The sequence below is a fragment of the Clostridium uliginosum genome (assembly GCF_900112485.1).
Taxonomy (GTDB): domain Bacteria; phylum Bacillota; class Clostridia; order Clostridiales; family Clostridiaceae; genus Clostridium; species Clostridium uliginosum.
Genome location: NZ_FOMG01000026.1, coordinates 16,562 through 32,279, shown reverse-complemented (window position 1 = coordinate 32,279; position 15,718 = coordinate 16,562). Strand labels below are relative to the sequence as shown.

The window sequence follows — 15,718 nt, the reverse complement described above, 5'->3', positions numbered from 1 at the left end:
TAATTGGCGTGTAACCGATCAAATTCGAGCATTAGCTGAAAAGGATAACATTTATTTGTCCTTTTCAGCTTTTTTTGTGCAAAAATTTAATTAACAACTATGAAATGCATTTAAGGATATTAAAAATCCTTAAAATAAATTAAAAAAATTAAGGGGGAACTTTATTATGATGAAGTATCTACAAAAATTAGGGAAATCTTTAATGCTTCCAGTAGCTTGTTTACCAGCTGCAAGTATTTTGCTTGGTATTGGTTACTGGATGGACCCTACTGGATGGGGAGTAAATAACGTGGCTGCAGCTTTCTTAATAAAAGCTGGTAAGGCACTACTTGACCATATGGGAATTTTATTTGCAATCGGTGTAGGTGTTGGGATGTCTGATGACAACGATGGTACAGCAGGACTTGCAGGACTTGTTTCATGGCTTATGATTACAGTTTTATTAGCTCCAGACGCTGTAGCAATGTTTAAACATATTGATGTCTCAGCAGTACCAGCAGCTTTTAGTCATATTGAAACACAATTTATTGGTATTTTAGCAGGTCTCATTGGTTCTAGTTGCTATAATAAATTTAAAAATACTAAATTACCAGATGCTTTAGGATTCTTTAGTGGAAAAAGAAGTGTTGCTATAGTAACAGCAGGAGAATCACTTATTGCAGCTATAATATTATTTTTTGTATGGCCTTTTGTTTATGGAGGATTAGTAGCTTTCGGTAAATCAATTATTTCTACAGGTGCTATTGGTGCTGGTATATATGCATTCTTTAATAGATTATTAATACCAACTGGCCTTCACCATGCACTTAATTCAGTATTCTGGTTTGATGTAGCTGGAATTAATGAAATTGCTAATTTCTGGTCACCAAATGGAACAAAAGGTGTAACTGGTATGTATTTGACTGGATTCTTCCCAGTAATGATGTTTGGTTTACCAGCAGGTGCATTAGCTATGTATCATACAGCTAAAGACAAAAAGAAGAAAATAGCCTATGGTTTATTAGTATCAGTAGCAATATCTTCTTTCTTTACTGGTGTTACAGAACCATTAGAATTTGCATTTATGTTCTTAGCTCCAGGTCTATATGTAGTCCATGCTGTTTTAACAGGTATTTCTGTTGCTGTATGTGCAATGTTGCCAGTAAGGGCAGGATTTAATTTCAGTGCAGGTTTTGTAGATTGGTTATTAAGCTTTAAGGCTCCTATGGCTTTAAATGGACTTTTGATAATTCCAATTGGTTTAGCATTCGCTATTATTTATTATGTAGTATTCCGTTTTGTAATTACAAAATTTAATTTAAAGACACCAGGTAGAGAAGATGATGATGACGAAAGTGAAGAAATGAATGTAATACTTGCAAATAATGATTTTACACAAGTAGCTTCTATTATATTAAAGGGTGTTGGAGGAAAAGAAAACGTAATGTCTATTGATAATTGTGTAACTAGATTACGTTTAGAAATTAAAGATCAAGCACAAGTAAATGAAAAAGTTATTAAATCTGCAGGAATATCTGGGATAATTAGACCGGGTAAAAATAGTTTGCAAGTTATTGTGGGAACACAAGTACAATTCGTAGCAGATGAATTTAAAAAAATGTGCAAGTAAAGGAAAGTAAATGCATAGTTTAGGAACTTATATTTATATAGGAGTTGCATATAATAGAATGAATTTAGATAGATATATAGAATGTTATGATATGGAATATTGTGATGAATGGTAGCTTTTTTAAAAGTCAAAGGGGATATGTTTTTTAGATGCTTTTTGGATAAGAAGAAATAAAGAAGAGAGCTATGAAAAAAGTCATATTAGATTTACCAATTCTGTTAGAGATGACTTACTGACAAAAGAATATTTTATATTTAAGTAAAGAATAAAGGCAATAAGCATTATAAAGTAAAATGTTTATTGTCTTTTGATTTTGCCTTTAATTATTAAAATTTATAACAATAAAAAATAGAAGAGTATAAATATACAATTTAAGTTAGCCAATTAAAAGCAATTATTGATTAATCGTTATTAAATAATTATGCCATATAGATATGAAAAATTTGGCTTTTGAAAAGTTATAACTGATTATATAGATATTGAAACAAAGATATATTTGATAAGGATGATCTTTATGTTGGAGCTTGAAAGAATAAAAGAAAAAATTAGTTGCTTATGATGAATGAGAAGCTAAAAGTTTATTAATGATTATTTATATAGGACTTGACACTGCACTGAATGAAAATGGTGGACAAAAGGTTATGGAAGAAATATTAAGAGATTTATTTAGTATATATAAAGAAATTCCAGATAAAAGATAATTTAATTAACACAAATGATAATAAATTATTAATTATTGAGGAATTATATATTTATAAGTATTTAACAAAAAAAACATTATTGAATTTATCAGAATGTTAACATCTTGCCAACTATTATCGAAATATGATAAAATATTAATTAATTTGTTGTATTTTTACGATTTATCGGGAAAAATATTAATATACTAAAAAATTAGCATATTAATATATGATTTTTCAGGAATACATTAACTAAAGAGGAGGACCTTTATGAACATTTTCAAGAAAAAATCATTAGATCAAATGCTGGAAGGTGTACAAAAGACGGCTTTAAAGAAAAATCTTAAAGCTAAAGACATAGCTGCATTTGGTATTGGAGCAGTAGTAGGAGTAGGTATATTTGTTGCCACAGGAGAAGGTGCACATTTAGCAGGACCAGCAGTAATCATTTCATTCATTATAGCAGGTATAGTAGCTTGTCTTTGTGGGTTATGTTACTGTGAACTTTCAACAATGTTTCCAGTAGCAGGAAGTACGTATTCTTATTCATACATAGTATTTGGTGAAATAGTTGCAATGATAATTGGATGGTGTCTTACTTCGGAATACTTAGTTGCTTGTAGTGCTGTTGCATCAGGATGGTCAGGCACCTTTGTTGGTATATTAAAGTCAATAGGAATAACACTACCCACAGTCTTTACTGCATCACCAAGTAAAGGTGGAATAGTAGATTTACCAGCTGTACTAATAATTGCATTAATAACTTCTATTTTATGTTATGGAATGCAGGAAAGTGCAAAAATCAATAATTTAATTGTAGGCATAAAAATAGCTATAATTATTATATTTGTAGCTCTTGGAGCATCACATATAAATCCAGCTAACTATCAGCCTTTTGCTCCACTTGGATTTAAAGGTATTTTTGCAGGAACAGCTACTATATTCTTTTCTTATATAGGTTTTGATGCTATATCTACAGCAGCAGAAGAAGCTGAAAATCCTAAGAGAGATATTCCACTAGGACTTATAAGTTGTTTAATAGTAGTTACAATACTTTATATTTCTGTTGCCTTTGTACTTACAGGAATGGTTCCTTATAAAGAAATAATTTCAGAAAATGCAGTGCCAGGGGCCTTAGCAAGAGTAGGTATAAACTGGGGAGCTGCACTAGTAGGAACAGGAGCTATACTTGGAATGATTTCGACCCTAATGGTAATGCTTTATGGCCAAGTTAGAATATTCATGGTTATGTCAAGAGATGGACTTTTACCAAAATTATTTTCAAAGGTACATCCTACACATAAAACACCGTATATCTCAACAATAATAACTGGAAGTATAGCAGCAATAATAGCTGGATTTTTACCACTAGACTTTATTGTGGAATTTTTAAGTATAGGAACATTATTAGGTTTCACAGTGGTATCCGCTGCAGTTATAGTACTTAGAAAAACTATGCCAAATTTTAAAAGAATCTTCAAAACTCCTGGAGTACCATACACTCCAATAATATCCATAATATGTTGCATAGCTTTATTAAGTAGATTAAAAATAAAAACTTGGATAGGTTTTTCAGTTTGGCTTATTATAGGACTTTTAGTATACTTTTTTTATGGAAGAAAACATAGTGTGCTTCAAAATGAAGAAACCTCAGAGGATTAAAAGAAGGCTTTATAAAGTTAAAATAACAGGAGATTTGAAAACTTAATATGATTGAAAAAGATTAAGTACAAATATAATTGTTAGCAAGCACTCCTAAGTGTGCAACGATCTCTTAGGTCTAAAAATTACTAGGTACAAGTTACATAATTTAATAGATATGAAAATGTCAAAAATTTTAGCCTAAAGTAGAAATTTATTTAAAATATCTTTTCTGCTTTAGGCTTTTTGTTCAATTTCCAAAGAATATTATTTATTAACTAGTTCCCCTATTGAGTTGGCTTGAGTACATTTTTTAAGATAGTGGCCAATAAACATCTCCATCATTTATTATAATTTCTACTATACCATTCTCTTTTCCACTTTTCTTTTGTGGAGCTTTACCAGAACATCTTAATTAAAAAAAATATCTCTAGTATAGATATTAAAAATAGTTATAATCAAGGGTTTGGGAATAGACCCATTATAATTTAAGGCTTATCACTTGAGGTTTCCTCCAGGAGACTTTGAGATAGAAGAGGAATTTCAAATTAAATAAATATTATGATGGTTAAGAAAATTTAAAGGGTGGGAACTGAAGTGAAGAGGAAGGGGAGAAGGCTTCTGTATTAGATATACACACATAAATTAATATTAATATTATATATATTTAATAAGAATGCATTTTATTAAATACATGAACTTTATATACAAAGAGCTTATAATTAAGTAAAACAATTATTTTGTAATTATTGGGTATTTTGCATTGGAAAGGGGATATGATAATGGATAAAAACATTAAATTACTTTATTGCATTTTAGGAAGTACTATGCTTGCATTATTAAATAATTCTATATTTGAATATTCTAAATTAGGATTATTTTCTAGTGGATATGGAGGACATCTATTGGGTGAATTGTTAGTTGGATTAAGTAATATATTATCACTTATAGGATTTATATTAGTGGCAGTATTTTCTATTATATTAATAATAAGAAATATTGATTTAAAATAACAGAGGGGTAAAGAGTAGGAGAGATCTCTTTGTAATAAATCAAACAGTTATGCCAGCATTACTTATTGAATGTGCTTTTTGTGATAGTGAGAGCAATATGAATGGTTATGATTGTGAGAAGATGGCAGGAGCTATATTTGATGGGATATGTAAGATGTTTGATATTGATAATAATATAGAAGAGAAACTTAATGAAATAAGAGATGAAAATTTAATTTATGTTGGTCAAGATTTTAGGATAAAATAAAATTTTTTACTGCACTTACTTAATTAATTTGAGTAGGTGTTTTTTATTTATTTTAAATATTTAGTATCTAAATTTTATTTTAAACAACAAAAATGAATAAAAATACATTGATAACTAATATATAAAAACTTAAAATTAGTAATTAATATGAAGAATAGGTACTTAGTTGATATTAAAATTTTTAAAATGAAAAACAAACTTATTTCTAGTTACGCTACCGTTACACTACTTTTGATAAAATCAAAACCCCTTGAAATAATGAAACTTAGTAGTTCCAATACTTCAAGGGGTTTTCTATTTCCAAATGGTGCCGATAGTGGGACTCGAACCCACATGGTTTCCCGCATGATTTTGAGTCATGTGCGTCTGCCAGTTCCGCCATATCGGCTTAATGTCGAACAAGGATTATTCTATCACAATGTAAAAGATAATTCAAGAAGTATTTTTTATATTGTGATAAAATAACTATTGAAATATTTTTTATCCACTTTTCAGCAAAATATTTAAATAAAGGTTGTTACAAATTAAATCATTTGCTAAAATGTATATAGGATAAAGTTATCCCAGTGGGATATTTTTTAACCCAGTACAATATTAAAGAGTTATTCTAAGCTTTTTAATATTAGTATTATTTATTAATTAGGGAGGAGCAAAATTATATGATGTATTCAAAAGAAGTTGAAGAAATGTGTGTAGTTGCTAAGGGTCCTAATCATGGATCAGCACCAATTCCTGAAGAAGGAAGATGGGTTCAATCTAAAGAAGTAACAGATATATCAGGATTAACTCACGGAATAGGTTGGTGTGCACCACAACAAGGAGCTTGTAAATTAACACTAAATGTTAAGGATGGTATAATCCAAGAAGCATTAGTTGAAACAATTGGATGTTCAGGAATGACTCATTCAGCTGCTATGGCTTCAGAAATATTACCAGGAAAGACTATATTAGAAGCATTAAACACAGACTTAGTTTGTGACGCTATAAACACAGCTATGAGAGAATTATTCTTACAAATCGTTTATGGAAGAACTCAAACTGCATTCTCAGAAGGTGGACTACCTATAGGAGCAGGTCTTGAAGACTTAGGTAAGGGATTAAGATCTCAAGTTGGTACTATGTATGGAACTCTTGCAAAAGGACCAAGATACTTAGAAATGGCTGAAGGATACGTTACTGACGTTGCTCTAGATGCTGGAGATGAAATCATTGGATACAAATTCGTTCACTTAGGTAAAATGATGGAAAACATCGCTAAGGGAATGGGTGCTGATGAAGCATTAGAAAAAGCTAAGGGACAATACGGAAGAGTTAACGACGCTGTTAGATTAATGGACCCAAGACATAATTAATTATTTGTAAAGGAGGAAAAAATATTATGGCATTATTTGAAAGTTATGAAAGAAGAATTGACCAAATCACTCCAGTACTTAAGAAGTACGGAATGGAAAAGATTGAAGATGCAAAGGCAGTTTGTGATTCTATAGGAATAGATCCTTATACAATTGCTAAAGAAACTCAACCAATCGCATTTGAAAATGCTGGATGGGCTTATACTTTAGGAGCTGCTATAGCTATAAAGAAAGGTTGCAAGAAAGCTGCTGAAGCTGCTGAAGCAATCGGAGAAGGATTACAAGCATTCTGTATCCCAGGATCAGTTGCAGATGACAGAAAAGTTGGTTTAGGACACGGAAACTTAGGAGCTATGCTTTTAAGAGAAGAAACTAAATGTTTCGCATTCTTAGCAGGACACGAAAGTTTCGCTGCTGCTGAAGGTGCTATTAAAATAGCTGAAAAAGCTAACAAAGTAAGAAAAGAACCATTAAGAGTAATCTTAAACGGTCTTGGAAAAGATGCTGCATTCATAATTTCAAGAATTAATGGATTCACATATGTTCAAACTAAATTTGATTACTATACTGGTAAATTAACAGTAGTTAAAGAAACTCCATACTCAACTGGAGTTAGAGGCAAGGTTAAATGCTATGGTTGTGACGATGTTAGAGAAGGTGTTGCTATAATGCACGCTGAAGGCGTTGACGTATCAATAACTGGTAACTCAACTAACCCAACTAGATTCCAACATCCAGTTGCAGGAACATATAAGAAAGAATGTATAGAACAAGGTAAGAAGTACTTCTCAGTTGCATCAGGTGGTGGTACTGGAAGAACTCTTCACCCAGATAATATGGGTTCAGGTCCTGCTTCATATGGTATGACTGATACTATGGGAAGAATGCATTCAGATGCACAATTCGCAGGATCATCATCAGTTCCAGCTCATGTTGAAATGATGGGTCTTATCGGAATGGGTAACAACCCAATGGTAGGAGCTACTGTTGCAGTTGCTGTTGCTGTAGAAGAAGGAATGAACAAATAGTACAAATCTGTATATTTATAAAAAAGTTCTGAACGAAATAAAAAAGTTTTGAACGAAGAGCTCAATGTAAGGTTAATTTTTAACCAAGCATTGGGCTCTTTTTATTTGTTAAAGCATCTACAAATAAGAATAAAAACAGCAACCCTCAATCGAACTCCGTTAATTGAGAGCAGGAGAAGAGGCGAAGCCTCTTCAAGAGAGCAGCATTGGCGTGGGTAGCTAGAACGACCTAGCGGAGCAGGTAGATGCTTAGTCATAAATAATAAGAGCACCCCTCAATTTCACTCCGCTAATTGAGAGCAAAAAGAGGAGAATCCTCTTTAAAATAGCAGCTTTGGCCGGGGGTGGCTTAGCGGAGCAGAGCTAGAAGAGCTAGAGCTGGATTAGATTATAGATTAGCGGGAAGGGGGATTGTTCTTGCGGAGCAAGGGTTGCTCTTAATAATGCTCATGATGCGCTTGTAAATTTTATTGCTACATCTCTAGCAAAGGCTGCTTTCGCATCGGCGTGAGCCGTGTTAAAAACACAAACATTTCAAGGCGTCCATTCAGAACTTTATTATTCGAGCAAAACGCGTGAAAGTAGATATAGAGAGCAATTATAGGAAGGATTATTTTTACAAAAGTGCTTTTATAGGAAATGAAGAGGCTTTATTCAGAACTTTATTATTATTTTTGGAATAAATAGGAGTTAGAAATGAGAGAAATAAATGGATTGAAGAGGTTTTTCTCATTCAGAACTTTTTTATAATTGAGTGAATTTTTGAGAGGAAAAATAGCTAAAATGCCTGTGGATAACTAGTCAAAATGGGGCAAAAACCGTTCAGAACTTTATTTGTATGGTGAAATTTTGAATGGGGTGTGAGGAAAGTCGGGGAGAGGGTTTGAGGGGGATTTTGTTCATTCAGAACTTTTTTATTAGAGAACAAAATCACAGGCTTGAGAGAGTTTTTGAATTTCTAAAATTGTTTATTCAAATATAAAAAGTATAAATTATAGTTTTTATAAGACGTAAAATAGAGCACACGTTATTTTAATGAAAATTAGAATGACGTGTGTTTTGTTTTACCTCTTTTTTATTAAGTGAAGCAGGTAATTAGAGATTAAATATGTCCTTGTTATCATTTTAACTGCTTCTAATTTTAATTCTAATGAATAAGTTTAATTTTTTTCTTTATATTTATATATATTATTAAAAATAGAGGAATTTAAATATTTTTGTAGAAATATGGAGTATCAGAAATAAATTTAAATATTGAATATAAAATTTTAACAATATTAATATTTTGATAATATGTTTAAAGATATTTATACAAGAAAGTGTGGTGTTAAATAGGAAGATACGGTAAAAATTTTGTTTATTAAACGAAAGTACAAGTATCTATCCTATTAATTTAATGAATGAATTAGGTATATGTGGTTGGTTATCAAGAGATGGGAAGTTTTATAAATGTGGTGAGTCTAAACATAATCTTTTAGCATCAAAATTAGAAAAAGATTTAGAATTAAAAATATTTGATGAAGAAAAGTCTATTTATCTTCATGATACAGCATTATTGGAGACTTTAGGATTTGTTAAATTTACACAATCTACTTACGGATTAATAGGAGAATCTTATGATAATCAATTTGTGCTATTCTTTGGAAAAAGGTTTTCCTATGAGCAACGAAAATGGATGGAAGAAAATATATCAAAAATGTCACCTCGTCAAAAATCGGAATGTCGACAAAGATTAATATTGGGTTATTAATTGTAAAAGATGATGTTCTTGAATCTGCCGAAGTAACTACTAAAATTATGTCTAAATACTTCAGAATTGAAAAGGTAATTGACAATGAAGATATGTATTATATATCAGGTGTAAGAGAATGATATATAAGTTGTTCATATTATGAAAAATAATCTAAAAACTAGGCACACGTCTATTGGTAAAAATATCAATGGAACGTGTGTCTTTTTTTGTTTCTTTTATAGGAGGTGAAAATAATATGAAAAGAAAAATATAAACAGAATATGATATGCCATTTTATCAAGGCTTTGAAGAATTTACTGATACCTGTAAAGCTAGAAGTTTAAGATAAGATAAAAATAGAGTTTCAAGATTTATGAAAGAAAACAATGTTGAAAGCAGATTAATCTTATGTATCATATGTTACGGAATTAAATATAACAGTATAGTATGCTTTTAAATGTAGAAGATAATAAGGATATAACGATATTTACTAAAGAATAATTTTTTATATATAAATATAAATAAAGATAAATATAAGGAGGAACTAAAAATGAGTCTATTTTTAGGTAAAATACATTACTGGTTATTTAATAAGATATTATGGTTTGAAATATTAGAAAGTGAAATAATTAATCTTGCTAATAATGAAGGATTAGATATTGAAAGTTTGAGTAAGGAAATTAGTGAAAAGTATGGAGTTAAGCTTCCTAATAAGCCACTTGAAGAAATGATAGATACAAGTAATATCCATGGATGGTTACAAGAAAAAATACATTGTGCAGAAGGTAGAATGGCAGCATATACTACTAAAATTGTTGAAAATAATAAAAATGCATGTAGTAAGATAGAAAAAATATTTATAGATCAAGGAATAAAAGCAGCTAAAGAAGTGAAAAAAGATAAAGGCGTGTTTGAAAGTGCTGAAGATATATTTAATAGTATAAATGACTACATTCTAGATGGAATGCCATGTGATAGAGTAAATGAAGTTATTACTTGTAATGAAGATAATGTAGAGTGGACTAGACGAATATGTGTTCATAAGGACATATGGGATAGGGAACAAGGTGATGTGAATTACTTCTATATATTAAGAGTTTTATGGATGACAGCTTTTGTTAATGAGGTGAATAATGACTTTCAATATATAGAATGTGAAAATGGATTAAAAGTAATAAAGAGAAAATAATATTTTGACTTTGGAGGAAACACAAGATGAATGCAATAGATATAATGATGGAAGAACACAGATATATTAAACGTATGCTAAAGGTTGTAAGAAAAGCATGTTTTAAGGTATTACAAGGTGAGGAAGTCAATTATGATGATTTTTATTCAATGATAAGTTTTATTAGAAACTATGCAGATGGACATCACCACAATAAAGAAGAAATAATACTTTTTAATAAAATGATTGAAAACTTAGGAGTTTTAGGCGAGAAGACTATAAAGTATGGGATGTTAGTAGAACATGATTTAGGTAGATTACATGTTAAAGGTCTTGATGAGGCTCTTGAAAATTTAAAAAACGGTGATGAAGAAGCTAAATTAGATGTAATTGCTAATGCTATTTCTTATACCCATCTATTAGAAAGACATATTGATAAAGAAGATAATGTTATATATAAATTTGCTCAAAGAGAATTAGATAACAGTATATTGGAAAATATAGACAAAGAATGTAAAGACTATGAAGATGAAAATATGTCTGTAAGAGATGAAAATATAAATATACTAGAAAATTTAGAAAAGAAGTATTTTAATTAGAAGAAAAAACCTTATATAAATTTAAATACAAAAGGGAAAGAATTTTGCAAAAGTATTAGATCCAATATTACATGAAGATATAGTAGTAGTATATATTCCTACTCATGATTTTAATAATATTATTCAGATCATAAATAGATTAATAAATTAGCCTTATACTTAGGAAGTCACTTAGGTATAAGGATTTTTTTTAGGGGAAAAAGGGTTATGGGAAAAGGTTAAAAATATAATGCATTTTGAATTAATATTAAGTATTTGTAAATACACACGAAAATGAAAGTACGTAAGGGTTATTTCAAAAAAACACTCAAAAGTAATTTAATGAGTGTAACAAGGAGAGGGTCTTGATATGGATATTAATAGTGTAGGAAGTTTAATGAATACTTATAGTATGGGTTCTCTTTTGAATACAATGAATAATTCTGATAAGAGTACAAATATTCCTCTTATTGGTTCATTAGATTCGTATGTTCAAGATTATTATAGTGAAATGAAATTAAATGGAGTATCACAAAACCAGGAACTTCAAAATATTTTTAGTACGGTACAGCCTAGTGTGAATGTTCCAACTTCATCTAATGAATTTTCGAATTTACAAAATAGCAGTGATCAAAATTTAATTGCTCAATTAGGTTCAGGTTCTTCTGATATAGATAATAATATACTATCTGCATATACTTCAATTGAAAATGGAACTTATAAACCAAGTTCGACAAGTATTATGACTACAAGTCCTTATACTTTGTACAATAATGTAAATGCAATGCAAAATACAATTCAAGCAACTGGAAATTTTTTAAGCACAACATATTGATAAAAAGAAATAACCCTTACTTTATTAAGAAATAACCCATATTTTATGGAGGAACCAACAAATTTTTTAGCTACTATACAAGTAGGAATTACTCTTGCTGGATTTTTCTTAAGTGACTCTGCGGCTACTAGAATATCTAATGATTTTTAATATTCAGTAATACTAGTAGAAAATCATATGGAAGAAAATAATAATGGACATGATAAATATAAGGGCAGATATAGCGAAGAATAATAAAATAGTATATATTTATTATTATATAGTGAGTTAATAGCTCACTATTTTGTTATTAAGGTGGTGGTAACTTGAAGGATTTTAAAATTCTTTTAGTAGAAGATGAAAAGCAAATGTCAATGTTTATTGAAATGGAACTTACTCATGAAGGATATAATGTTGATGCAGTATATGAGGGAATAGAAGCTTTGAAAAAAGTGAAGAATGTAGAATATGATTTAATTCTTCTTGATATTATGATACCAAATATAAATGGCATTGAGGTTTGTAAACGAATAAGACAATTCTCTAATGTACCAATTATAATGTTAACTGCTAAAAGTGATACCCAAGATAAAGTTTTAGGACTTGATTCTGGGGCTAATGATTATTTAACTAAACCTTTTGCAATAGAAGAATTATTAGCAAGAATTAGAGTACATAAAAGAAAGAATTTAGTAAAAAGTAAACTTGATGAAATTAAAGTAAAAGATATTGTTATGAATAATAAAACACATCAAGTTTGGAGAGATGGTAAAGAAATTGAACTTACCAAAAAAGAATATGATCTTCTTGAAATGCTGTTAATTAATAAAAATATTGTGCTTACAAGAGAACAGTTAATTGAAGAGATATGGAGTTATGATTATGCAGGAGATACCAATGTGGTAGATGTATTTATAAGATATTTACGAAGTAAAATTGATGATGGCTTTGAAGATAAGTTTATAACCACCATAAGAGGTGTAGGATATGTTATTAAAGATAACTAATCGTGTTTTAAAGGTTATTAAAAGTGCAAAAATTTCTATAAAGCTTACAATAGTATATGCTTTTATGTTCTCATTAGTATTACTTTTGTTAAATGCCTCAATTTTATATGGTGTAAAGTATTACTTATATAATCAGGCAAATAAGCAGATAGAAGATACACAAACTATAATATTAAATAAGGTTACATCACAAAATGAACAGTTAGATTTATCAGATAATGAAGTTTTTTCTGATGTTCCTTCTAAAGAAAATATATCTATAAGGATAATAAGTGAAGATGGCAAAACAATAAATTCATCAGAAAAATTTGATTATAAGATTAAAGAGCTTCAAGATAAGATAAAAGACTTGGAGGATAAAGAAAAACACTTAGAGGATAAAGAAAAACATTTAGTATATAAAAATATTAAATTTGAAAGCAAAAAATATGGAACTGTATATATTCAAATAGTAAAAGATATGCACAACGAATATTCTTTTATGAAAATATTATTTGGGGTTATGGCTATATCTGACTTCATAGGTATTATTGTTTCCATTATATTAGGATATATAGTAAGTAAGAGAATGTTAAAGCCTATTGATTATATAACTAAAACTGCTGAAAATATAAGTATCAATAACTTAAAGGAAAGGATAGAAGTAAAAGGTCCTGATGATGAACTTAAAAGACTTGCCAATACATTTAATAAGATGATAGATAGACTTCAAGGAGCTTTTAATAGACAGGCGCAATTCGTATCAGATGCTTCACATGAACTTAGAACGCCTATTGCTGTTATCCAAGGATATGCTAATCTATTGGATAGATGGGGAAAAGATGATAGAGATGCTTTGGAAAAATCAATTTATGCAATTAAATTAGAAGCTACTAATATGGCTAATTTAATTGAAAAGTTATTGTTCCTTGCAAAAGGTGATAGTGGTACTGAGTTGATAGAAAAAAAAGAATTTTATCTTAATAAATTAATTGATGAAGTAGTCAAAGAAACTAGAATAATAGAACAAAATCAAATAATATCCAGTGATAAAAATGATACTATAAGAGTTTTTGCAGATTATAAGATGATAAAGCAAATGCTAAGAATATTTATTGATAACAGCATGAAGTTTACTCAAGAGCATGGAAAGATAGATATAAGTTCAGAAGTTCAGAACAAAATTGTAAAAATAACTGTTAGTGATACAGGTATTGGAATACCTAAAGATGAAATCGAAAATATATTTAATAGATTCTATATTGTAGATAAATCCAGGTCTAAAGAAAAAGGCGGGACAGGGCTTGGACTATCTATTGCCAAATGGATTAGTGATATGCACCAGGGAAGTATAAATGTAGAAAGTGAAGAGGGTAAGGGCACAAAAGTAACTGTTACACTAAATTTAGAATAAGTAGTATAGTAATATTTAGAACACTATAAGGTGGAAGAGATTAAATCTTTCATCTTATTAATTTTTTGTCATATTTTCTTGAGTTATAAAGTAAAAATTATTCTTTAAGATAAATATAAGAGTTTTTTAATCCAATTTTAATATTTTAAATAGATAATGTATAGAACAGGCAAGTTTCACTACGTTAAAATTTAAAGTTAACTGGAGGATAAAAAATGAAAGAAATATCATTTTTTTTACAGTACATAAAAAAACCAAGAAATATAGGGGCCATATTACCAAGCACAAAGTATCTTGGAAATAAAATGATTGAAGATATTGATTTTAAACATACTAAATGTATTATTGAGTATGGACCTGGTACAGGAGTATTCACAAAGAAATTATTGCAAAATAGAGATAAAAATACAATAATTATGATTTTTGAATGTAATTACGAGTTTTACAATTTACTAAAAGATAAGTTTAAACTTGAAGAAAATTTATTTATTATACATGATTCTTGTGAAAATGTTGATAAATACCTAATAAGATATGAAGTTAACTGTGTAGACTATGTAATATCAGGACTTCCTTTTGCAAGTTTACCAGAGCAAGTTTCTGATGAAATATTGAAAAAAACAAAAAGCATACTTAAAAAGGATGGGAAATTTATAACATTTCAATATACTTTGTTGAAGACGAAGCTTATAAAAAAATATTTTAAAAATATTGATTTAAAAAGAGAATTTAGGAATGTACCTCCAGCGTACATACTAAGTTGTATAAACTGTAATTAATATAAATTTTAATAACAAAAGGAGGAAAATATGAGCGTTATAGGAAATTTGATTGATCTAATATTGCATCTTGATAAATATTTAAATGTAATAATACAAAATTATGGAATATGGACATATGTTCTTATATTTCTAATTATATTTTGTGAGACTGGATTAGTTATTACTCCATTTTTACCAGGGGATTCTATTTTATTTGCAACAGGAGCACTTGCATCAATAGGATCACTTAATCTATTTACACTATTTGTTGTATTTTATCTATCTGCTGTAATTGGAGATACAGTTAATTATCATATAGGACAGAAAATTGGAACTAAAATTTTAGAAAAAGAAGATGTGAAGTATATCAATAAAGAATATCTTAAAAAATCACATAGTTTTTATGAAAAACATGGCTCTATGACTATAGTAGTAGGAAGATTTATACCTATAATATGTTAGGTGGATTGTTATGGGTTGTATTATTTTTAGGTGGAGGGTATTTATTTGGAGATTTACCTTTCATAAAACAGCATTTTTCATATGTTTTAATTGCTATTATAATAATATCTCTTATTCCAGGAGTAGTTGCATTTATTAGGGAAAGATCAAGTAGTGATTCTTAGAAGAACTTATCCAGGTGCGTAGCAGTGCTTATATCTAACTTTAATAGAAGATGGGAGTATTAGAAATGT

13 protein-coding genes, 1 tRNA gene and 1 pseudogene are annotated in these 15,718 nt (G+C 29.2%); 14 read left to right on the top strand and 1 reads right to left on the bottom strand.

The genetic code is table 11. From position 1 onward, the window contains the following. Nucleotides 1–166: 166 nt before the first annotated feature. The 4 genes from nagE (at nucleotide 167) to BM027_RS18830 (ending at nucleotide 5,190) form a co-directional block, all read left to right on the top strand. Complete coding sequence (gene nagE, locus BM027_RS14345; protein ID WP_090093274.1) at nucleotides 167–1,609, top strand: N-acetylglucosamine-specific PTS transporter subunit IIBC; 1,443 nt, start codon at nucleotides 167–169, stop codon at nucleotides 1,607–1,609. A 950-nt stretch (nucleotides 1,610–2,559) separates the two neighbouring features. Next, nucleotides 2,560–3,951, top strand: coding sequence for an amino acid permease (locus BM027_RS14335; RefSeq protein WP_090093272.1), 1,392 nt, complete (start codon nucleotides 2,560–2,562; stop codon nucleotides 3,949–3,951). A gap of 761 nt (nucleotides 3,952–4,712) precedes the next feature. Next, on the top strand, nucleotides 4,713–4,943 hold the full coding sequence (locus tag BM027_RS14330; RefSeq protein ID WP_090093270.1) for a hypothetical protein: 231 nt from the start codon (nucleotides 4,713–4,715) through the stop codon (nucleotides 4,941–4,943). 97 nt (nucleotides 4,944–5,040) lie between these two features. Then, the gene (locus BM027_RS18830) at nucleotides 5,041–5,190 is read left to right on the top strand and encodes a hypothetical protein (RefSeq protein WP_242943343.1); all 150 of its coding nucleotides are present in this window, start codon (nucleotides 5,041–5,043) and stop codon (nucleotides 5,188–5,190) included. A 305-nt stretch (nucleotides 5,191–5,495) separates the two neighbouring features. On the opposite strand, the gene BM027_RS14320 is transcribed toward BM027_RS18830, so the two are convergent. Then, nucleotides 5,496–5,578 (bottom strand) — tRNA-Leu (locus BM027_RS14320). A gap of 271 nt (nucleotides 5,579–5,849) precedes the next feature. Between BM027_RS14320 and BM027_RS14315 the strand changes: the two genes are divergently transcribed. The 10 genes and pseudogenes from BM027_RS14315 (at nucleotide 5,850) to BM027_RS14270 (ending at nucleotide 15,649) form a co-directional block, all read left to right on the top strand. After that, nucleotides 5,850–6,542 (top strand): iron-sulfur cluster assembly scaffold protein, encoded by a 693-nt coding sequence (locus BM027_RS14315; RefSeq protein ID WP_090093265.1) that lies wholly within the window; start codon nucleotides 5,850–5,852, stop codon nucleotides 6,540–6,542. A gap of 26 nt (nucleotides 6,543–6,568) precedes the next feature. Further along, on the top strand, nucleotides 6,569–7,570 hold the full coding sequence (locus tag BM027_RS14310) for a GGGtGRT protein (protein WP_090093262.1): 1,002 nt from the start codon (nucleotides 6,569–6,571) through the stop codon (nucleotides 7,568–7,570). A gap of 1,396 nt (nucleotides 7,571–8,966) precedes the next feature. Further along, nucleotides 8,967–9,320, top strand: coding sequence for a hypothetical protein (locus tag BM027_RS14305; protein WP_090093260.1), 354 nt, complete (start codon nucleotides 8,967–8,969; stop codon nucleotides 9,318–9,320). A 532-nt stretch (nucleotides 9,321–9,852) separates the two neighbouring features. After that, entirely contained in the window at nucleotides 9,853–10,491 is a 639-nt protein-coding gene (locus tag BM027_RS14300) for a hypothetical protein (protein WP_090093257.1), read from the top strand. Between the two features lie 26 nt (nucleotides 10,492–10,517). Then, a complete protein-coding gene (locus tag BM027_RS14295) occupies nucleotides 10,518–11,069 on the top strand; it encodes a hemerythrin domain-containing protein (protein WP_090093255.1) in 552 nt (183 codons plus the stop codon). A 349-nt stretch (nucleotides 11,070–11,418) separates the two neighbouring features. Beyond that, nucleotides 11,419–11,883 (top strand): hypothetical protein, encoded by a 465-nt coding sequence (locus BM027_RS14290; protein WP_090093253.1) that lies wholly within the window; start codon nucleotides 11,419–11,421, stop codon nucleotides 11,881–11,883. A gap of 305 nt (nucleotides 11,884–12,188) precedes the next feature. Further along, on the top strand, nucleotides 12,189–12,869 hold the full coding sequence (locus BM027_RS14285) for a response regulator transcription factor (RefSeq protein ID WP_090093251.1): 681 nt from the start codon (nucleotides 12,189–12,191) through the stop codon (nucleotides 12,867–12,869). Next, complete coding sequence (locus BM027_RS14280; protein WP_090093249.1) at nucleotides 12,850–14,262, top strand: sensor histidine kinase; 1,413 nt, start codon at nucleotides 12,850–12,852, stop codon at nucleotides 14,260–14,262. Before BM027_RS14285 ends, BM027_RS14280 begins: the two co-directional genes overlap by 20 nt. A gap of 215 nt (nucleotides 14,263–14,477) precedes the next feature. Further along, nucleotides 14,478–15,041, top strand: coding sequence for a class I SAM-dependent methyltransferase (locus BM027_RS14275; protein WP_090093246.1), 564 nt, complete (start codon nucleotides 14,478–14,480; stop codon nucleotides 15,039–15,041). Nucleotides 15,042–15,071: 30 nt separating this feature from the next. Further along, a pseudogene (locus BM027_RS14270) lies at nucleotides 15,072–15,649 on the top strand (VTT domain-containing protein). Nucleotides 15,650–15,718: the final 69 nt, after the last annotated feature.